The 20600-nt window shown below is 70.7% G+C and carries 17 protein-coding genes; 12 read left to right on the top strand and 5 right to left on the bottom strand.

Annotated elements, in window-relative coordinates:
* Window positions 1-37: 37 nt before the first annotated feature.
* Both K7854_RS02125 and K7854_RS02120 read right to left on the bottom strand, forming a co-directional pair.
* Entirely contained in the window at window positions 38-1258 is a 1221-nt protein-coding gene (locus K7854_RS02125; protein ID WP_226024596.1) for an alpha/beta hydrolase family protein, read from the bottom strand.
* Window positions 1259-1312: 54 nt separating this feature from the next.
* Window positions 1313-1996, bottom strand: a complete 684-nt coding sequence (locus tag K7854_RS02120; protein ID WP_226024595.1) for a TetR family transcriptional regulator — start codon at window positions 1994-1996, stop codon at window positions 1313-1315.
* 114 nt (window positions 1997-2110) lie between these two features.
* On the opposite strand from K7854_RS02120, the gene K7854_RS02115 reads away from it, so the two are divergent.
* Window positions 2111-3721 carry an MFS transporter gene (locus tag K7854_RS02115; protein WP_226024594.1) on the top strand — a complete coding sequence of 537 codons (1611 nt, stop codon included), beginning with the start codon at window positions 2111-2113 and terminating at the stop codon, window positions 3719-3721.
* A gap of 518 nt (window positions 3722-4239) precedes the next feature.
* Here K7854_RS02115 and aceE read toward each other — a convergent pair.
* Window positions 4240-6996: a pyruvate dehydrogenase (acetyl-transferring), homodimeric type gene (gene aceE / locus K7854_RS02110; RefSeq protein ID WP_226024593.1), complete on the bottom strand. Its 2757-nt coding sequence runs from the start codon at window positions 6994-6996 to the stop codon at window positions 4240-4242.
* A gap of 436 nt (window positions 6997-7432) precedes the next feature.
* Between aceE and K7854_RS02105 the strand changes: the two genes are divergently transcribed.
* The 6 genes from K7854_RS02105 to K7854_RS02080 all read left to right on the top strand — a co-directional run bounded on the left by K7854_RS02105 (window position 7433) and on the right by K7854_RS02080 (window position 12010).
* Entirely contained in the window at window positions 7433-7870 is a 438-nt protein-coding gene (locus K7854_RS02105) for a DUF3052 domain-containing protein (RefSeq protein WP_007449195.1), read from the top strand.
* Window positions 7871-8015: 145 nt separating this feature from the next.
* Entirely contained in the window at window positions 8016-8471 is a 456-nt protein-coding gene (locus tag K7854_RS02100) for a peroxiredoxin (protein ID WP_226024592.1), read from the top strand.
* A 153-nt stretch (window positions 8472-8624) separates the two neighbouring features.
* The gene (locus K7854_RS02095) at window positions 8625-9200 is read left to right on the top strand and encodes a calcium homeostasis/redox stress adaptation protein (protein ID WP_102930837.1); all 576 of its coding nucleotides are present in this window, start codon (window positions 8625-8627) and stop codon (window positions 9198-9200) included.
* Between the two features lie 153 nt (window positions 9201-9353).
* Window positions 9354-9929 (top strand): TerD family protein, encoded by a 576-nt coding sequence (locus tag K7854_RS02090; protein ID WP_003976437.1) that lies wholly within the window; start codon window positions 9354-9356, stop codon window positions 9927-9929.
* 49 nt (window positions 9930-9978) lie between these two features.
* The gene (locus tag K7854_RS02085; protein WP_226024591.1) at window positions 9979-11121 is read left to right on the top strand and encodes a DUF475 domain-containing protein; all 1143 of its coding nucleotides are present in this window, start codon (window positions 9979-9981) and stop codon (window positions 11119-11121) included.
* 151 nt (window positions 11122-11272) lie between these two features.
* The gene (locus K7854_RS02080) at window positions 11273-12010 is read left to right on the top strand and encodes a TerD family protein (protein WP_159327465.1); all 738 of its coding nucleotides are present in this window, start codon (window positions 11273-11275) and stop codon (window positions 12008-12010) included.
* 73 nt (window positions 12011-12083) lie between these two features.
* Here the strand turns inward: K7854_RS02080 and K7854_RS02075 are convergent, their stop codons facing one another.
* Window positions 12084-13061 (bottom strand): TerD family protein, encoded by a 978-nt coding sequence (locus K7854_RS02075; protein WP_226024590.1) that lies wholly within the window; start codon window positions 13059-13061, stop codon window positions 12084-12086.
* A gap of 208 nt (window positions 13062-13269) precedes the next feature.
* On the opposite strand from K7854_RS02075, the gene K7854_RS02070 reads away from it, so the two are divergent.
* From K7854_RS02070 to K7854_RS02060, 3 genes are all read left to right on the top strand, one after another.
* Entirely contained in the window at window positions 13270-14433 is a 1164-nt protein-coding gene (locus K7854_RS02070) for an HpcH/HpaI aldolase/citrate lyase family protein (protein WP_226024589.1), read from the top strand.
* A gap of 79 nt (window positions 14434-14512) precedes the next feature.
* Window positions 14513-17068, top strand: coding sequence for a phosphoribosyltransferase (locus tag K7854_RS02065; protein ID WP_226024588.1), 2556 nt, complete (start codon window positions 14513-14515; stop codon window positions 17066-17068).
* Window positions 17068-17880 carry an HAD family hydrolase gene (locus K7854_RS02060; protein ID WP_226024587.1) on the top strand — a complete coding sequence of 271 codons (813 nt, stop codon included), beginning with the start codon at window positions 17068-17070 and terminating at the stop codon, window positions 17878-17880. Before K7854_RS02065 ends, K7854_RS02060 begins: the two co-directional genes overlap by 1 nt.
* On the opposite strand, the gene K7854_RS02055 is transcribed toward K7854_RS02060, so the two are convergent.
* On the bottom strand, window positions 17798-18652 hold the full coding sequence (locus K7854_RS02055) for a DedA family protein (protein WP_226024586.1): 855 nt from the start codon (window positions 18650-18652) through the stop codon (window positions 17798-17800). The two genes, K7854_RS02060 and K7854_RS02055, sit on opposite strands and share 83 nt — an antisense overlap.
* Before the next feature lie 132 nt (window positions 18653-18784).
* Here K7854_RS02055 and K7854_RS02050 point away from each other — a divergent pair, with 132 nt between their 5' ends.
* Window positions 18785-19927 carry a sensor histidine kinase gene (locus K7854_RS02050; RefSeq protein ID WP_226024585.1) on the top strand — a complete coding sequence of 381 codons (1143 nt, stop codon included), beginning with the start codon at window positions 18785-18787 and terminating at the stop codon, window positions 19925-19927.
* On the top strand, window positions 19918-20562 hold the full coding sequence (locus K7854_RS02045; RefSeq protein ID WP_226024584.1) for a response regulator transcription factor: 645 nt from the start codon (window positions 19918-19920) through the stop codon (window positions 20560-20562). The genes K7854_RS02050 and K7854_RS02045 overlap by 10 nt, the downstream gene beginning before the upstream one ends.
* Window positions 20563-20600 lie beyond the last annotated feature (38 nt).

Genomic DNA, 20600 nt, shown 5'->3' with positions numbered 1-20600 from the left:
CCGTCCCCTCCCCGTGCAAACCGGAGTTTCTGCGCCTCTACGCGCGTCCGGCCGTCGTCGCCGCGGACAAACCCGCCCGGCATGTGTCGTCTTCGTCGGCGCAGGCGACCGTGCGGTATGCGCCAACCCCGATCCCCGCGAAGTTCCGCAGGCTGTCCGTGCCCGGCACGAAGTAGCCGCTGTGCCCGCGGGCGTCCCGCGCGGAGAGCACCCGCGCCCCGAAGCCGGCGGACACCGGGTCGGCGCCGTGCCCGAGGCCGCCGACCTCCAGGTACGGCACGTCCTGGATCCAGTCGTCGGCGTCCCGCATCGCCCACACGCGGGCGGAGGTGTCCAGGTGGGAGGCGTTCTCGGCACGCATGCCGGGGCTGCCGGCCACCGCTATGTCGCTCACCCGGCCGGGCAGCGTGTCGGCGGCCAGACCGCACACCACCGAGCCGTAGCTGTGGCAGAAGAGGGAGACCGGGGACCGGCCGGGCAGCGCCCGCAGCAGCGCGTTCAGCCGCACGGCCCCGTGCTCGGCGCGGTTCGCGGTGGCCGCCTCCATGCCGAGGCCGCTGGGGGAGGTGTAGTCGGCCCAGGCGATCACGGCCGTGTCGGTACCGGGGCTCGCCGCGCGCTCGGCCGCGTACAGCGACTTGGCCATGCCGGCCGGCGCCGCGTACTTCTTGCGGTCGGTGCGCTGGAAGGTGAGCAGTTCGGTGTCGACGCCGGGCACGACGACGGACACCCGGTCGGCGCGGTTCAGGTTGCCGAACACCTCGGCGACCCGGCCCGAGCCCGCCGGGTCGAAGGCGAGGATGTGCCGGCCCGGGTCGAGCAGGGACTCGTAGTTGCGCATCCGGCGGCCGGCCTCGCGCTGTCCGGCGGGGGACAGGCGCTTGTCGTGCATGCGGGCGCGCTCCACCGACCGCGCCTCCTGCAGCGCGGAGCGGTTGGCGAGGTAGCGCAGTTGGACGGGGGCACCGTTCATGTTGCCGACGGCCAGGGGATACCGGTGGGCCAGGCTGGTGCGCTGCCATGCGGTGAGCGAGGCGAAGAAGCGGGCCAGCCGGGCGGGTGCCGCCTGGGCGTCGGGCAGCCGCCGCCCGTCGATCCGGCCGTGCTCCCAGGCCGTGACCGACGCTTCGAGGGCCGTGGGGCCCCGCTGGTTGCGCAGGGCGGTCCAGCCGGTGGTCGCCAGCATCACGAACACCACGGCCAGGGCGAGCAGGGCGCGCCAGACGTTCAGCTGCGGGGAGGTGTCGAAGGAAGTCACTGGGAGGACACACTAGGAGAACGGGCCGGTCTCGCGTGAATCCAGTGACACGGATCACGTTTCGGGGCCGCGCCAGTCCCCGGTGAGCGCGGGCGTCACCTGATCGAGGTAAGTGGCCGTCAGATCCCGCAGCGCCGCCAGACCGGCGTCGTCGCGCGCCGACCAGATGCGTTCGGTCACCCGCATCACCGCTCCGAAGACGGCCACGACCACGCGGGGCCGCGGGTCCCGGTCGATGTCCAGGCCCTCGCGGCCGGCGACGACGCGGGCGATCTCCTCCTCCAGCTCCGTGGCGCGCCGCAGATGGGCGGCGAGCAGCGCGGGCGTCGACTCGATCACCCGGTAGAAACGCATGTGCAGTTCGAGCGGGACCACCTGCTCGACCGCCTCGCCGATGGTGTCCCAGCTCTCCGCGAGGGCCAGGCGCAGCGCGTCCAGGGGCGCCTCCCCGGGCGGCCGGGCGTGCACGGCCTCGACGAAGCGGGACTCCGCGAGCCGCGACACGAAGAACGCCGCCTCCTCCTTGGAGGCGAAGTAACGGAAGAAGGTCCGCTGCGAGACGTCGGCGGCCTCGGCGATGTCGTCGACGGTCGTCTCCTCGTAACCGCGCTCGGTGAACAGTTCGAGGGCGGAGCGCAGCAGCAGGTCCCGGGTGCGCTGCTTCTTGAGTTCGCGCAGCCCGGGGCGGGAGGCCGCGGGCGCGGTCTCCGGCGGCGCCGATGTGCCGGCCACCTTCAAAAGTCGTCTCCTTCGAGCGGTTTCCCCTGTTCAGGCTATATGGGAATGACATGTCAGTTACTGACTCGTGAATTGGTTTGTCAACTGTCAGAGGCTGTCATTAGCCTCGGCGGTATGACTAGTCAGACCACCCTCGACAAGCCGGGACCGGGTGACGGCACCCCGGCGGGTTCGGCGCCCGCCAAGGGATGGCGCGGCCATCCGTGGGTCACCCTCGTCACCGTCGCGGTCGGGGTCATGATGGTGGCCCTGGACGGCACCATCGTGGCGATCGCCAACCCGGCCATCCAGGACGACCTGGACGCCAGCCTCGCGGACGTCCAGTGGATCACCAACGCCTACTTCCTCGCCCTCGCGGTCGCCCTGATCACCGCGGGCAAGCTCGGTGACCGCTTCGGCCACCGGCAGACCTTCCTGATCGGCGTGGCGGGCTTCGCCGCCTCCTCCGGCGCCATCGGACTGTCCGGCAGCATCGCGGCGGTCATCGTCTTCCGGGTCTTCCAGGGCCTGTTCGGCGCGCTGCTGATGCCGGCCGCGCTCGGCCTGCTGCGGGCCACCTTCCCGGCCGAGAAGCTCAACATGGCGATCGGCATCTGGGGCATGGTCATCGGCGCCTCCACCGCGGGCGGCCCGATCCTCGGCGGTGTGCTGGTCGAGCACGTCAACTGGCAGTCGGTGTTCTTCATCAACGTGCCCGTGGGCGTCGTCGCCGTCGTGCTCGGCGTCATGATCCTGCTGGACCACCGGGCCGAGAACGCGCCGCGCTCCTTCGACGTCCTCGGCATCGTGCTGCTGTCGGCTTCGATGTTCGCCCTCGTCTGGGCCCTGATCAAGGCGCCCGAGTGGGGCTGGGGCTCCGGTCAGACCTGGCTGTACATCGGCGGTTCGGTGGTGGGCTTCGCCCTGTTCTCGGTCTGGGAGACCAAGGTGCGGGAGCCGCTGATCCCGCTGGCGATGTTCCGCTCGGTGCCGCTGTCGGCCGGTGTGGTCCTGATGGTGCTGATGGCCATCGCCTTCATGGGCGGTCTGTTCTTCGTCACCTTCTACCTGCAGAACGTCCACGGCATGAGCCCCGTCGACGCCGGTCTGCACCTGCTGCCGCTCACCGGCATGATGATCGTCGCCTCGCCGCTGGCCGGCGCGATGATCACCAAGGTCGGTCCGCGCATCCCGCTGGCCGGCGGCATGGCGTTCACCGCGATCGCCATGTTCGGCATCTCCACGCTGGACACGGGCACCGGCAGCGCCCTGATGTCGCTCTGGTTCGCCCTGCTGGGCCTCGGCCTCGCGCCCGTCATGGTCGGCGCCACCGAGGTCATCGTCGGCAACGCGCCCATGGAGCTGTCGGGCGTCGCGGGCGGCCTCCAGCAGGCGGCGATGCAGATCGGCGGCAGCCTCGGCACGGCCGTGCTGGGCGCCGTGATGGCCTCCAAGGTCGACAGCGACCTGGCCGGCAACTGGACGGACGCGGGACTCCCCGAGCTGACGCCGGAACAGGCGCACCAGGCCTCCGAGGCGGTCCGGGTCGGCGTCCCGCCGGTGCCCCCGGGCACCCCGGCCGAGGTCGCCGGGAAGATCACCGACGTCGCCCACGACACCTTCATCTCCGGCATGAGCCTGGCCTCGCTGGTGGCCGCCGGGGTCGCGGTCGTGGCGGTGTGCGTCGCCTTCCTCACCAAGCGCGGTGAGAACGCGGAGGCGGGCGCGGGCGTGGGCCACATCTGAGCCACGCCCGCGAGGTCCCCCGGCCCTGCCACCCGGTTCGTCCATCAGGGTGACAGGGCCGCGAACCCTTCCCCTCCGCCCGACCCCGCAGGTCACAGTGGGTCAAGTCCTCCGCAGGGCACGGAGGGCGCGAGGCTGCGGCGCGCTGCCGGAGGGGGGCGGCGCGCAGGCAGCACGTTCGAAGCGGCGCGAATTGGCCGGGTGCCAGGCATGAGACGCCGCACGCGGGTACCCGAACCCCACGAGGAGTTCCGGGAGTTGATGGCGGCGGGCTTCGGACGGGAAGCGCGCAGGCACCCCCGCTCACATGGCCGGACGAGGTCATGGACCGGGCCGGACCGCGCGGCCCCGCGTCGACGGAGGCGTCGGCACACTCCTGGGACCGATCCGGCTCGACGGAGCGGCGACGCCCTGCCCCGGCATGTTCCAGCCGCGGCAGGGCGTCGCCGCCGCCCGGACACCGGCCGGTGTCCGGGCTTTACGCGCATCGCCCTGCGCGCACCGGCCGGTGTCCGGCCCTACGCGTCCCCGCCGGCCACGCCCGGGTCCGCCGCCGCCACGTCGAGCAGCCGGTACCGGTCGATCGCCTGCTTCAGCACCGACCGGTCGACCTTCCCCTCCCGCGCCAGCTCGCTCAGCACGCCCACCACGATCGACTCCGCGTCGATGTGGAAGAACCGCCGCGCCGCCCCGCGCGTGTCCGCGAAACCCCAGCCGTCCGCGCCCAGCGACTGGTACGTCCCCGGCACCCACCGCGCGATCTGGTCCGGCACCGACCGCATCCAGTCGGACACCGCCACGAACGGCCCCTGCGCACCCGCCAGCTTCCGCGTCACGTAGGGCACCTGCTGCTCCTCCTCGGGATGCAGCAGGTTGTGCTCCTCGCAGGCCACGGCCTCGCGCCGCAGCTCGTTCCACGAGGTCGCCGACCAGACGTCGGCCCGCACGTTCCACTCCTCGGCGAGGATGCGCTGTGCCTCGACGGCCCACGGCACCGCGACCCCGGACGCCATGATCTGCGCCGGGATCGAGCCGCCGGTGCCCTCGCTGAAGCGGTACACGCCCTTGAGGATGCCCTCGACGTCCACGTTCTCCGGCTCGGCCGGGTGCCGGATGGGCTCGTTGTAGACGGTGAGGTAGTAGAAGACGTCCTCGCCGTGCGGGTGCTGCTCGTCCCCGCCGTACATCCGCCGCAGGCCGTCCTTGACGATGTGCGCGATCTCGAAGCCGAAGGCCGGGTCGTACGCCACGCACGCCGGGTTGGTCGAGGCGAGCAGCTGCGAGTGGCCGTCCGCGTGCTGGAGGCCCTCGCCGGTCAGCGTCGTACGGCCGGCGGTCGCGCCCAGTACGAAACCGCGCGCCAGCTGGTCGCCCATCTGCCAGAACTGGTCGCCGGTGCGCTGGAAACCGAACATCGAGTAGAAGACGTACACCGGGATCAGCGGCTCGCCGTGCGTGGCGTACGCCGAGCCCGCCGCGATCAGCGAGGCCGTGCAGCCGGCCTCGGAGATGCCGTCGTGCAGCATCTGCCCGTTCGGCGCCTCCTTGTAGGCGAGCAGCAGGTCCCGGTCCACGGACTCGTACTGCTGCCCCAGCGGGTTGTAGATCTTCGCGCTCGGGAAGAACGAGTCCATGCCGAAGGTGCGGTACTCGTCCGGCGCGATCAGCACGAACCGCTTGCCGATCTCCTTGTCCCGCATGAGGTCCTTCAGGAGCCGCACAAAGGCCATCGTCGTCGCGATGGACTGCTGACCCGAGCCCTTCTTCACGGTCGCGTACGTCTTGTCGTCCGGCAGGGCGAGCGGCTTCGACCGCACGACCCGGGTCGGCACGTACCCGCCGAGACCGAGCCGGCGGTCGTGCATGTACTGCATCTCCTCCGTGTCCCGGCCCGGGTGGTAGTACGGCGGCGGGCCGGACTCCAGCTCCTTGTCGGAGATCGGCAGGTGCAGCCGGTCGCGGAAGCGCTTGAGGTCGTCGACCGTCAGCTTCTTCATCTGGTGCGTGGCGTTGCGGCCCTCGAAGTTCGGACCCAGTGTCCAGCCCTTGATCGTCTTGGCCAGGATCACCGTCGGCTGGCCCTTGTGCTCCAGCGCCGCCTTGTACGCCGCGTAGATCTTGCGGTGGTCGTGACCGCCGCGGCCCAGGTGCAGGATCTGGTCGTCGGTCATGTTCTCGACCATCGCGCGCAGCCGGTGGTCGTCGCCGAAGAAGTGGTCGCGGATGTAGGCGCCGGACTCGGTGGCGTACGTCTGGAACTGGCCGTCCGGGGTCGTGTTCATGCGGTTGACCAGCACGCCGTCGCGGTCCTGGGCGAGCAGCGGGTCCCAGGTGCGGTCCCAGACCAGCTTGATCACGTTCCAGCCGGCGCCCCGGAAGACCGACTCCAGCTCCTGGATGATCTTGCCGTTGCCGCGTACCGGGCCGTCCAGGCGCTGGAGGTTGCAGTTGACCACGAAGGTCAGGTTGTCCAGGCCCTCCCGGGCGGCGATGGACAACTGGCCCAGCGACTCCGGCTCGTCCATCTCGCCGTCGCCGAGGAAGGCCCACACGTGCGACTTGGAGGTGTCCGCGATCCCGCGCGCGTGCATGTAGCGGTTCATCCGGGCCTGGAAGATCGCGCCGATCGGACCGAGGCCCATGGAGACCGTCGGGAACTCCCAGAAGTCCGGCATCGACCGCGGGTGCGGGTAGGAGGACAGCGCGTGCGGCGCCTTGGACTTCTCCTGGCGGAAGCCGTCGAGGTGCTCCTCGCTGAGCCGGTCCAGCAGGTACGCGCGCGCGTAGATGCCCGGTGAGGCATGCCCCTGGAAGAAGACCTGGTCGCCGCCGTCGCCCTCGTCCTTGCCCCGGAAGAAGTGGTTGAAGCCCACGTCGTACAGGGAGGCGGAGGAGGCGAAGGTCGCGATGTGGCCGCCGACGCCGATACCGGGCCGCTGCGCGCGCGAGACCATCACCGCGGCGTTCCAGCGGGTGGCGTTGAGGATCTTGCGCTCGATCTCCTCGTTGCCGGGGAAGAACGGCTCGCTCTTGGTCGGGATGGTGTTGACGTAGTCCGTGCTGCGCATCTCGGGCACGGCCACGCGCTTCTCGCGGGCCCGCTCGATCAGCCGCAGCATCAGGTAACGGGCCCGCTCCCGGCCGCGCGCGTCGACGGCGGCGTCGAGGGAGTCGAGCCACTCCTGGGTTTCCTCGGGGTCGAAGTCAGGAACCTGACTGGGAAGGCCGCCAATGATGATCGGACTGCGATCACTGCGATCGGATGCGGAAGCCACGCTGTTCCTTCGCTGTCGGAGGGCCGTTTTTCCGGGTGACTTCCCGGGTGCCTTTCCCGGGTGCCGTTTCGGATGCCATTACGGGTGTGTGCGCCGATTCCCCCGCTGGTTCCCCATCGTGTACCTCGCGGGGGCGATCGTCATCTGTACCGTGGGGTAACCGGTTCTCCCGTGAGGATCGGGGGCACGTTCATTCGAGTCTCGTACCCACACATGGTTCCCAAATACGCAAACGGGGCAGATAGGTGTGGTGTACGTCACCTTCGGGCTGGACGGCATGGCTGGAGTTGCGGCGACACGGCCGGGATCGTCACCGTTTCGGCGGTCCCAGTCGCCGGGTACTTGCGCGATCCGTCCCGCCCGTGTGGACTACGGCCAAGCTTCGCGCACGCGCGTGGCTCAAGACATCTACCGAAACATGATCAGGAGGCAACCCGTGAGCGCGACCGCGGACCACGCGGAGGAGCGGACGAACCCTGCCGCCAGGCTGGGTTTCCAGCCCGGGCAGGTGGTCCAGGAGATCGGCTACGACGACGACGTCGACCAGGAGCTCCGCGAGGCCATTGAGGGCGCCGTCGAGGGCGAGCTGGTGGACGAGGACTACGAGGACGTGGCCGATGCCGTCGTGCTGTGGTTCCGTGACGACGACGGCGACCTGACGGATGCGCTGGTGGATGCCACCACGTACATCGAAGAGGGCGGGTCGATCCTCCTTCTCACGCCGAAGACCGGCCGTGACGGGTACGTCGAGGCCAGTGACATCTCGGAAGCCTCGACGACCGCCGGGCTGACGGCGTCCAAGAGCGTCAGCGTCGGCAAGGACTGGAGCGGCAGCCGGCTGGCGACGCCCAAGGCCGCCAAGTCCAAGCGGTAGTCCGCCGGGCTCCGTGACACTCCGGACCCCGGACGGACCGGCAGCGGGCAGCTGTCGGCCCGTCCGCGGGTCCGTGACCTTCCCTGCGTAGGGTGTTCCCAGCGAAACACTTACGGAGAACTCCTGCGGAAGGGACGAACGGGACATGGCGATCCAGGTCGGCGACAAGGCCCCCGACTTCGAACTCAAGGACAACCACGGCGCGACCGTGCGGCTGTCCGAGTTCCGCGGCAAGAACGTCGTGCTGCTCTTCTACCCCTTCGCCTTCACCGGCGTGTGCACCGGTGAGCTGTGCGAGGTGCGGGACAACCTGCCGCAGTTCTCCGACCGGAACACCCAGGTGCTCGCCGTCTCCAACGACTCCATCCACACGCTGCGGGTCTTCGCCGAGCAGGAGGGCCTGGAGTACCCGCTGCTGTCCGACTTCTGGCCGCACGGCAACGTCTCGCGCGCCTACGGCGTCTTCGACGAGGACAAGGGTTGTGCCGTCCGCGGCACCTTCGTGATCGACCAGGAGGGCGTCGTGCGCTGGACCGTGGTCAACGGTCTGCCGGACGCGCGTGACCTGACCGAGTACGTGAAGGCGCTCGACGCCCTGTGACCGGCGCCCGCGGACCGGCGGCGCGTGGCGACACCACGTGATTCGTCGGCTCCGGGGACTGCGGGGGGCGGGAACCCGTCACTAGGATCGACTCGTTGATCCGATATCCACGCACTACGGGGCACCCCGCCCCTGGACACCAATGGAGGACTCGTGGGAGTCAGCCTCAGCAAGGGCGGCAACGTATCGCTGACCAAGGAGGCCCCCGGCCTGACCGCGGTCATCGTCGGTCTGGGGTGGGACATCCGCACCACGACCGGTACCGACTTCGACCTCGACGCCAGCGCGCTGCTGCTGAACAGCGCCGGCAAGGTCGCCAGCGACGCGCACTTCATCTTCTTCAACAACCTGAAGAGCCCGGACGGCTCGGTCGAGCACACCGGTGACAACCTCACCGGTGAGGGCGAGGGCGACGACGAGCAGATCAAGATCAACCTCGCCGGTGTCCCCGCCGACATCGAGAAGATCGTCTTCCCGGTGTCGATCTACGACGCCGAGAACCGCCAGCAGTCCTTCGGCCAGGTCCGCAACGCGTTCATCCGCGTCGTCAACCAGGCCGGCGAGGCCGAGATCGCCCGCTACGACCTGAGCGAGGACGCGTCCACGGAGACCGCCATGGTCTTCGGCGAGCTGTACCGCCACGGCGCCGAGTGGAAGTTCCGGGCCATCGGCCAGGGCTACGCCTCCGGCCTGCGCGGCATCGCCCAGGACTTCGGCGTGAACGTCTGAGGCCTGGAGCCACCGAGTGACCGAACGGCCGGGGCGAGGGCCCCGGGCGTCCGGTGAGGCCACGGTCTCGATACGTCCGGCGCCGCACGGTTTACGTGCGGCGCCGGACGCGCAGGAAACCAAGAACCATCACCCGGGGAGGGGACCATCACCATGGGCGTCACGCTTGCCAAGGGCGGCAACGTCTCCCTGTCCAAGGCCGCACCGAACCTCACACAGGTACTGGTCGGACTCGGCTGGGACGCGCGTTCCACCACCGGAGCACCCTTCGACCTCGACGCGAGCGCACTCGTGTGCAGCAGCGGCCGGGTGCTCGGCGACGAGTGGTTCGTCTTCTACAACCAGCTCAAGAGCCCGGACGGCTCGATCGAGCACACCGGCGACAACCTCACCGGCGAGGGCGACGGCGACGACGAGTCGCTGCTGGTCGACCTCTCCAAGGTGCCGGCCCACTGCGACAAGATCGTCTTCCCGGTCTCGATCCACATGGCCGACGAGCGCGGTCAGACCTTCGGCCAGGTCAGCAACGCCTTCATCCGGGTCGTCAACCAGGCCGACGGCCAAGAACTGGCCCGCTACGACCTCAGCGAGGACGCCTCCACGGAGACCGCGATGATCTTCGGCGAGCTCTACCGATACCAGGGCGAGTGGAAGTTCCGTGCAGTGGGGCAGGGGTACGCGTCGGGGCTTCGGGGCATCGCTCTAGACTTCGGAGTCAACGTTTCGTAAAGCCGAGTACGGCGCGGGGGAGCCCCGTACACACACGATTGGGTAGCCAGTGCTTCTGAAAACCTTCGGCTGGTCGTTCGCGGTCACCGCGCTCGGCCTGGTCGCGGCGATCTTCTACGGGGGGTGGACCGCCTTCGGCATCGTCGCGATCCTCTCGATCATGGAGATCTCGCTGTCCTTCGACAACGCGGTGGTCAACGCCGGGATCCTGAAGAAGATGAATGCCTTCTGGCAGAAGATCTTCCTCACCATCGGCATCCTCATCGCCGTGTTCGGCATGCGCCTGGTGTTCCCGGTCGTGATCGTGGCGATCAGCGCCCAGCTCGGACCGATCGAGGCCGTCGACCTCGCGCTCACCGACAAGGACCGCTACCAGGAGCTGGTGACGGACGCCCACCCGTCGATCGCCGCGTTCGGTGGCATGTTCCTCCTGATGATCTTCCTCGACTTCATCTTCGAGGACCGGGACATCAAGTGGCTGGCCTGGCTGGAGCGTCCGCTGGCCAAGCTCGGCAAGGTCGACATGCTGTCGGTCTGCATCGCCCTGATCGTGCTGCTCGTCTCCGCGATCACCTTCGGCGCCCACGCCCACCAGCACGGCGGCGCCCATGCCGACAAGGCGGAGACGGTCCTGCTGGCGGGCATCGCGGGTCTGATCACCTACATGATCGTCGGCGGTCTCTCCGGCTACTTCGAGGACAAGCTCGAAGAAGAGGAGGAACGCGAGCACGAGGCCGAGGAAGAGGCCGCGCGCACCGGCAAGCCCAAGTCGGCCGTCAAGCTGGCGGGCAAGGCCGCGTTCTTCATGTTCCTCTACCTGGAGGTCCTGGACGCGTCCTTCTCCTTCGACGGGGTCATCGGCGCCTTCGCCATCACCAACGACATCGTGCTGATGGCCCTCGGCCTCGGCATCGGCGCCATGTACGTCCGGTCGCTCACGGTCTACCTGGTCCGCCAGGGCACCCTCGACGACTACGTCTACCTGGAGCACGGCGCCCACTACGCCATCGGCGCGCTCGCCGTGATCCTGCTGGTCACCATCCAGTACGAGATCCACGAGATCATCACCGGCCTGGTCGGTGTCGCCCTGATCGCCTGGTCCTTCTTCTCCTCGGTGCGCCGCAACCGCGCACTGGCGGCGGCCGGGGGAGACGGCGACCAGGAGAAGGCGGAGGTCTCCTCCGGGGTGTGAAGCCCCTGATCCCCGGGCCGGGACGCGCCCCCGGTGCGCCCGTACCCCTGGTGTGAACCCGGCCCGGACGAGGAACGCTCTGAGCGGGGCGGCCGACGAGGACGACTCCTCGGGGCCGCCCCGTCGGCGGTGACGCGAAGGTGGGGCGGGAATGGGCTTCCTGGACGGGCTGTGGCGTGGCCGCGAGTCCGAGTTCGACTCGGGCAGCGCGGCGACCAACTCCATACAGCTGACCAAACGGCACAGTCAGGTCTCCCTGACCAAGCAGGGCGCGGCGACCGGCAACCTGCGCATCAACCTGGCCTGGCGCATGCGGTCCTCGGACATCGGGGGCACCCAGCGGGAGAGCCTGCTGCGGCACCCCTTCAAGGCGCTCAAGCCCCCCGAGGTCGTCGGCCACAGCCAGAGCATGGTCAACGTCGACCTCGACCTCGGCTGCCTCTACGAACTGAAGGACGGCACCCGGGGCGTGGTCCAGCCGCTCGGCGGCTTCCTGGGCGACGTCAACGCCCCGCCCTACGTCAAGCTCAGCGGCGACGACCGCTTCGGCTCGGCCTCCGGCGAGACGATCTACGTCAACCTCGACCACAAGGACGCCATCAAGCGCCTGCTGCTCTTCGCCTACATCTACGACCAGACCCCGGCCTTCGACCGGACCCACGCCATCGTCACGCTCTACCCGAGCAACGGTCCGCGCATCGAGATCGGCCTCGACGAGCGGCACCCCCAGGCGCGGTCCTGCGCCGTGGTGATGATCGAGAACGTCAAGGACGAGATCCTCGTCCGCCGCGAGGTGAAGTTCGTGTACGGCTTCCAGGGCGAGCTGGACCGGCTGTACGGCTGGGGCCTGCAATGGGGCCGGGGGCACAAGAGCAAGGCGGAACGATGAGCCCCGGCCCGGACCGGCCGTAACCGACCCGCCGGGCCCTTTCGCGGCCGGGGGCGGGGGCGGCCCGTGGCCGTTACCGGCCGACGAACTGCGGTCCCTGCGGGGGCAGCCGGAAGTCCGGATCGGGTACCCCGGTGACCGGCTGCGGGTAGCCGTAGCCGGACTGCGCGCCGGTGACCCCGGCCGCCGCGGGCGCCTGCGGATAGCCGTACCCGGGCCGGCCTGCCTCCGGCTGGGGATAGCCGTAGGCGGGCTGGGCGGCCGGCGGCTGGGGATAGCCGTACGCGGGCTGCGCCGGTACGCCGGTGGGCTGCTCCGGCGGCAGTGGCCGTGAGGCCTCCGGGAGGGGCTGCACGGCCGTGGGCTGATCGGGGCCGACGACCTGGGGAGCGGGCATGGACTGGGCGGGCGTGGGCTGGTCGGGAGTGGCCTGGGACGGGGCGGAGGGCGCGGCCGGTGCCGTCGGGGCCGGTTCGGGCCGGGGGGCCGCCATGGGGTCCTCCGCACCCTCCGACTCGTCCACGGAGATGCCGAAGTCGGTCGCCAGGCCCTTGAGCCCGTTGGAGTAGCCCTCGCCCAGCGCCCGGAACTTCCAGCCGTCCCCGCGCCGGTACAGCTCCCCGCAGATCAGCGCCGTCTCCTGGCCGGTCTCCGGTTTGACGTCGAAGTACGCCAGCGGCTCCCCCTCGGCCGCGGCGTCGTGCAGCAGGATGCGCAGGGAGCGGACGCGGTCGAAGGGCACGCCGTCCGCCGAGGCGACCAGCAGGATGCGGCCCACGGAGGGCTCGACACGGGAGAGGTCCGTCTGGATGGTGTCGGTGAGGCCCTCGGCGACCCGCTTCTTGCCGAGCCGCCAGACCTGACCGGAGGGGTGCCGTGGCTGGTTGTAGAAGACGAAGTCCTCGTCGGAACGCACGCGGTCGTCCGGCCCCAGCAGCAGCGCGGAGGCGTCGACGTCGGGAACCCCCTGCCCGGGGGTCCAGCGCAGCACGGCGCGTACCGTGGTGGCTTGCAGCGGGACGTTCGACCCCTTCAGCATCGCGTGCGTCATGCCAGTCATCCTGCCCTCTCGGTCCTGGTCACGACAACGCGGGGGCGAGTACGCGGCCCGTGTCCGCCCGCCCCGGGTCGCCGTCGCCGACACGGCCGGGTTACCTGGAATTCATGCCCGGTGGGAACCTCCGACATGGATACCTACGTACTATTACCGGCCACCTTTCGACGATTCCAGGTCGTCCAGACACCACGGGGGAGTTTAAATGCGTCATTTCGGACAGATAGCCCCTGATGTACGGAAACGTCTCTTTCATCAGGAGCCCTGCTCCTTCACGGCGGACTCCCCGGCCCGGCTGCTGTCCGCGGCTCTGGGCGCCACCCTCTACAGCCCGGCCACCCGGCCGAGCCTCGCCGAGGACATCCTGAAGCAGGGTGCGCGCGGGGTGGTGTCGATGGTGCTGTGCCTGGAGGACTCGATCGACGACGCCGACGTACCGGTCGGCGAGGCGAACCTCGTCCGTCAGCTCACGGACCTGGAGAAACGTTCCGACGACACTCCTCTGCTGTTCATCCGGGTCCGCACCCCCGAGCAGATCCCCGACCTCGTCCGGCGCCTGGGCCCCGCCGTCCGGCTGCTGTCGGGATTCGTGCTGCCGAAGTTCACCGAGGAACGCGGCATGCCCTTCCTGGAGGCGCTCACCGCCGCCGAGGCCGCCAGCGGCCGCAGGCTCTTCGCCATGCCGGTGCTCGAGTCCCCGGACCTGCTGTACCGGGAGTCCCGGGTCCAGACGCTGGAGGGCATCTTCCGCGCCGTCGACAAGTACCGCGACCGCGTGCTCGCCCTGCGGCTCGGCGTGACCGACTTCTGCTCCTCCTACGGGCTGCGCCGCGGACCCGACATGACCGCCTACGACGTCCAGATCGTCGCCTCCGTGATCGCCGACGTGGTCAACATGCTCGCCCGCGCGGACGGCACCGGATTCACGGTGACCGGACCCGTGTGGGAGTACTTCCGCGTCCAGGAGAGGATGTTCAAACCGCAGCTGCGGCAGAGCCCCTTCCTGGAGGGCCAGGCCGTCGAACTGCGCCAGAAGCTCATCGAGCACTCCATGGACGGCCTGCTGCGCGAGATCTCCCTGGACCGGGCCAACGGCCTGCTGGGCAAGACCTGCATCCACCCCTCGCACGTGCTCCCCGTCCACGCACTGTCCGTGGTCAGCCACGAGGAGTTCAGCGACGCCCAGGACATCCTGCGGCCCGAACGGTGCGGCGGAGGTGTGATGAGGTCGGCCTACACGAACAAGATGAACGAGGTGAAGCCCCACCGCGCCTGGGCCGAGCGGACCCTGCTGCGCGCCGAGATCTTCGGGGTGGCGAACGAGGACATCGGCTTCGTGGAACTGCTCGCCGCCGGACTGGCCGACTGAACACCGGACGACCGGACGCAAGCGATCCATGACCGACGCCGGGGCCCGGGCCACGGCGGACAACGGGAGGCACGAGTACATGACCGAGAGGGCGCACGCCGAGGGGCCCGCCGAAGAGCGCACCGGAGAGGCCGGCGGAGAGGCCGCCGGCGCATGGTCCGGCAGCTGGGTCGCCGAGCGGCTCGGTGTCGAACTCACCGGTGACCAGGCGCTGACCGGCCTGCTGGGGCTCGCCCTGCGCCGCAACCCCAAGCGGGCGCACCTGCTCGTCTCCAACGTGCTCGGCAAACACGTCCCCCAGTCGCCCTGCGTCGTCTACGGCCACGGCCTGGCCCTCGGCCGACGCGTCCGCGACCTGCTCGGCGCCGAGGCGGCCGCACGCGCGGTCGTCCTCGGCTACGCGGAGACCGCCACCGGACTCGGCCACTCCGTCGCCGACGGCCTGGGCCCCGCCCCCTACCTGCACTCCACCCGCCGCCCGGTCGCCACGGTCGCCCGGGCGGGCGGCTTCGAGGAGTCCCACTCGCACGCGACCTCCCACCTCCTGCTGCCGGAGGACCCCGCACTGCTGTCCGGAGACGGGCCGCTGGTCCTCGTCGACGACGAGTTCTCCACCGGCAACACGGTCCTCAACACCGTGCGCGCCCTGCACGAGCGCTATCCCCGCACGCGGTACGTCGTGGTGGCCCTGGTCGACATGCGCTCGCCCGCGGACGCCGGCCGGCTGGACGACTTCGCCCGGGAGATCGGCGCCCGCGTGGACCTGGTGACCACCGCCTCCGGTACCGTCCAACTTCCCCCGGGAGTGCTGGAGAAGGGCCAGGAACTGGTCGCCCGCCACGAGACGGCGGCCACGGAGCCGATCACCGGCTCGGTCACGGACCCGACCGCGGACGCGGCCGGCCGGCTCCCGGCCGCGGCGTCGCCCGGAACCGTCCGGCGCGTCGAGCTGCACTGGCCCCACGACGTGCCCGACGGAGGGCGGCACGGCTTCACCGCGGCCCACCGGACCCGGCTGGAGGCCGCCCTGCCCGCCATGGCGGCACGGATCGCCGAGGCGCTGCCCTCCGGGGCCCGCCAGGTCCTCGTCCTCGGCTTCGAGGAACTCATGTACGCCCCACTCCGCCTCGCCCACGCGCTGGAACAGCTCGTCGACGGCGAGGTCGCCGTGCGCTACTCCACCACCACCCGCTCTCCCGTCCTCGCCGTCGACGATCCCGGCTACGCCATACGCACCCGCCTGGTCTTCCCCGCGCACGACGACCCGGCCGACGGCCCCGGCGAGCGCTACGCCTACAACGTCGCGGGCGCCGGCTTCGACGCCGTCGTCGCCGTCGTCGACTCCGCCGCCGACACCCCCGCGCTGCACGCGCCGGACGGGCTGTCGGGCCGGCTCGCCGCCCACGTCCCCCACGTCCTGCTCGCGGTCGTCCCGTCGTACGTCCCGCGCCCCCCGCACGCCCCCGAAAGGCCCTCCATGCTGCCCGAGCCCCTGCGCGGCCCCGACTTCTCCTCGTACGCGCCCGACGAGGTCGGCTGGCTGCTCCAGGACCTCTCGGACGTGACGCTGGAGGCGCCGACCGAGGAGCGCGAGGAGGCGATCCAGAGCGGCGGCGCGCACTACGCGGAGTCGCTGCCCGTGGAGTACCAGCCCAGCGAGCAGTACCAGCAGCTGTTCCACGCGGCACTGGAGACGTCCGCCGCGCGGCTGGCGCGCGCCGTCGGCGCCGTCACCGAGACCGTCCTCGCGGAACGGTCGCCCCGCCCCGTCCTGGTCTCCCTCGCCCGGGCGGGCACCCCCGTCGGCGTTCTGATGCGCCGCTGGGCGCAGTTCCGTCATGGTCTCGACCTCCCTCATTACGCCGTCTCGATCGTCCGGGGACGCGGCATCGACGCCAACGCGCTGCGCTGGCTGGCCGACCACCACGACCCCGCCGACGTCGTCTTCGTCGACGGCTGGACCGGCAAGGGCGCCATCACCCGCGAACTCGCCGCCGCCCTGCGCGAATTCGAGGCCTCCGACGGCATCACCGGCTTCGATCCGGAGATCGCTGTACTGGCCGACCCCGGTTCCTGCGTACGCACCTACGGCACCCGTGACGACTTCCTCATCCCCTCCGCCTGCCTCAACTCCACCGTCTCCGGACTGATATCCCGCACCGTGCTCCGCGCCGACCTGGTCGGCCCGCACGACTTCCACGGCGCGAAGTTCTACCGCGAACTCGCCGGCGCCGACCTGTCGACGGCCTTCCTCGACGCCGTCTCCGCACGCTTCCCCGACGTCGCGGACTCGGTCGACGCCCAGGCGAAGGAACTCCTCTCCGCCGACCGCACCCCCACCTGGGAAGGCTGGGCCGCCGTCGAGCGCATCAGCGAGGAGTACGGCATCCACGACGTGAACCTCGTCAAGCCCGGCGTCGGCGAGACCACGCGGGTGATGCTGCGCCGCGTCCCGTGGAAGGTCCTGGCCCGGGCCGGTGCCGGCGCCGACCTGGACCACGTCCGCCTGCTGGCGGCACAGCGGGGCGTCCCCGTGGAGGAGGTCGCCGACCTGCCGTACACCTGCGTCGGGCTGATCCACCCCCAGTACACGCGGGGCGCCACGGGTGCCGACGGCAAGGCGGTGACGCTCTGATGTCCGTGCTCGTCGCCAGCGACCTGGACCGCACACTCATCTACTCCGCGGCCGCCCTCGGGCTCACCATGCCCGACCTGAGGGCACCCCGCCTGCTGTGCGTGGAGGTCTACGAGAGCAAACCCCTCTCCTATCTGACCGAGACGGCCGCCCAACTGCTGACCGACCTCGGCGACTCGGCGGTCTTCGTGCCGACCACCACCCGCACCCGCAAGCAGTACCAGCGGATCAACCTCCCCGGTCCCGCACCGAAGTACGCGATCTGCGCCAACGGCGGTCACCTTCTGGTGGACGGCGTCTCCGACCCCGGCTGGCACGCCCGGGTGACCGCTCGGCTGGCCGACGAATGCGCGTCTCTGGCCGAGGTCCGCGACCACCTGATGAGCACCGCCGACCCGCTGTGGGTGCGCAAGCACCGGGTCGCCGAGGACCTCTTCGCCTACCTGGTCGTCGAACGCGACCTGCTGCCCCAGGACTGGGTGAAGGAACTCGCCGTGTGGGCCGAGAACCGCGGCTGGACCGTGTCCCTCCAGGGCCGCAAGATCTACGCCGTCCCCAAACCGCTCACCAAGAGCGCCGCCGTGCACGAGGTCGCCCGCCGCACCGGAGCCGAACTCACCCTCGCCGCCGGAGACTCGCTGCTCGACGCCGACCTGCTCCTCGCCGCCGACCGCGGCTGGCGCCCGGGTCACGGCGAACTGGCCGACTCCGGTTGGACGGCTCCGACGATCAGCGCCTTGCCCGAGCGCGGCGTCCTGGCCGGTGAGCGGATCCTCCGCGAGTTCCTGCGGGCGGCGGGTCCGACTCGCTGAACCCCCTGTCCGGGTCCCCGGCGCCGAGGTGGCCACCGTCGTCGAGGTGGCTGCCGTCGCCGGGGCGGCCGTCGTCGTCGGCCGGCGGCCGTATCTCCTGCCGTCCGTCCTGTCCGCGCCGCCGCCGACGGTGGCCGGCGCCCGGTCGCAGCAGACGCATGCCGATGAAGACCACCAGCGCCAGGGCGGCTGCCGCGAGGATCACCTTCGAGTACGTGGAGGCGATGTCCGAGACCTCCGACCAGTTGTCCCCCAGGGCGTAGCCGGCGAGCACGAAGACGGTGTTCCAGATCGCACTGCCCAGCGTCGTCAGGGCGAGGAAGACGGGCAGCCGCATCCGCTCCACGCCCGCCGGTACCGAGATCAGACTGCGGAAGATGGGGATCATCCGGCCGAAGAACACCGCCTTGGTGCCGTGCCGGAGGAACCACGCCTCCGTCTTCTCTATGTCCGACACCTTCACCAGCGGCAGCTTCCCCGCTATCGCCACCGTGCGGTCCCGGCCGAGCAGGGCACCGATCCCGTAGAGGGCGAGCGCGCCGATCACCGAACCCGCCGTCGTCCACAGCAGAACGGCGATCAGGTTCATGCGGCCGGAGCTCGCCGCGAACCCGGCGAGCGGCAGGATCACCTCGCTCGGCAGGGGAGGAAAGAGATTCTCCAGAGCGATGGCGAGACCGGCGCCGGGTGCGCCGAGGGCGTCCATGAGGTCGTTGATCCACTGCGGTGCCGCACCGCTGTCCGCGGCCGGCTGCGCTGCGATGGCTGTCATGACGACCACGCTAGAAAATCGCGGCTGAAGGGACCCTGAGGAAGACCGCATGATCGGCTGCGGTACACCGCAGGCGGGAATTGCGGTTTTCCGCAGTGTGCGCCGCTGTCGCGCCCGGCTAGCCTCGCGATCATGCGAAACATGGCGCGACGTGCAGTGCGGTGCGGGGTGGGCCTCATCATGGGGACCGCCGCGGCCGCCGTCGAGCTGCTCTTCACCCTGCTGGCCGGCGTGGCCGTGCTCCCCGTGGCGGCCTGGCCGGACGGGCGCCGTGCCGTACTGCGCCCGGTCCTCGCGGGCGCGCGGATCCTGGCGGAGCTGGAGCGGGCCCGGCTGCGGATGTGGCTCGGCCTCCGCGTCACGCCCGCGTACGAGGACGTGCGGGCGCTGCGGTACGTCGCCTGCCGCTGGGCCCTGGGCGTCCTGGGCGGAGTCGTGATGCTGACGGCCGCCATCGGCCTGGCGTACGGCACCTTCGGGCTGTACGGGTGGCTCCTGCTGGACGGCATACGCAACCCCGGTTCGCTGGTCCTGGGCAGTCTGGGCGGCCTGTTCCTCGTGTTCCTCGCCGTGCAGGGAATATTCGGCGTGGTCGGACTGGAGGGGCAGCTGGCGCGGCACTTCCTCGGGCCCCGCCACCAGGAGGAGCTGGAGCGGAGGATCGCCGAGCTGTCCGCCAGCCGCGCCGCGGTCGTCGACGCCGTGACCGACGAACGGCGCCGCATCGAGCGGGACCTGCACGACGGCGTGCAGCAGCGCCTCGTCGCCCTCGGCATGCTGCTCGGCCGGGCCCGCCGCAGCCAGGACGCCGCCCGCCGGGACGGGCTGCTGAGCCAGGCCCACGACGAGAGCCGCCGTGCCCTGGACGAGCTGCGCGAGGTGGCCTGGCGGATCTACCCGACCACGCTGGACGAGGCGGGGCTGCGCGCGGCCCTGGAGACGGTGGCCGAGCGGGCGTCCGTACCGGTGGGGGTGGAGTACGACCTCGCCGAGGAGCCCGAGCAGGCCGTCGCGACCGTCGCGTACTTCGTGGTCTGCGAGGCGGTCACGAACGCGGTCAAACACGCGGCGCCGACCCGGATAAGCGTCGCGGTCAGAGCGGAGGAGAGACGGATGTACGTGAGCGTGCGGGACGACGGCTGCGGCGGGGCGAACGCCGCGGGCAGCGGACTGTTCGGACTCGCCCGGCGCGTCGCCGCCCTCGACGGCAGCCTCAGCGTGGTCAGCCCGCCGGGAGGGCCGACCCTCGTGTCCGCGGAGCTGCCATGCGGGTGATCCTCGCGGAGGACTCGACCCTGCTGCGGGAGGGGCTGGTGCGGCTGCTGGCGGAGGAGGGCCACGAGGTCCTCGCGGCCGTCGGCAACGCCGAGCTGCTGCTGAAGGCGGTCGCCGAGGACCCGCCGGACGTGGTCGTCGCCGACGTCCGGATGCCGCCCACGCACACGGACGAGGGCCTGCGCGCGGCCCTGGAGATACGCGGGCGGTGGCCGGAGGTCGGAGTGCTGGTCCTCTCGCAGTACGTCGAGAAGCGGTACGCGACCGAGCTGCTCACGGGGGAGACGGAAGGGGTGGGATATCTGCTCAAGGACCGGGTGGTCCAGGTCGACGAGTTCCTGGACGCCCTGGAGCGGGTCGCCGCAGGACGCGCCGCGTTCGACCCGGAGGTGGTCCGTCAGCTGCTCGGCCGCACGACGCACACCGACCTGCTCGCCCGGCTCACCGTGCGGGAGCGGGACGTGCTGGCGGAGATGGCACAGGGCCACACCAACGCGGCGATCGCGCGCCGGCTGCACATCTCGCAGAGCGCGGTGGAGAAGCACACCAACGCGATCTTCGACAAGCTGGAGCTGACCGGAGGTGAGGGCTATTCACGCAGGGTGCTGGCGGTGCTGCGCTACCTGGGGAGCTGACGGGAGCCGTGGGCCGGCCGGTGCGGCGCCGTCTCGGC

Origin of the sequence: Streptomyces hyderabadensis, from assembly GCF_020404845.1 — a bacterium.
Classification (GTDB): domain Bacteria; phylum Actinomycetota; class Actinomycetes; order Streptomycetales; family Streptomycetaceae; genus Streptomyces; species Streptomyces hyderabadensis.
The sequence above is the reverse complement of the archived record's forward strand: the minus strand, read 5'-3'. Positions and strand labels throughout refer to the sequence as shown.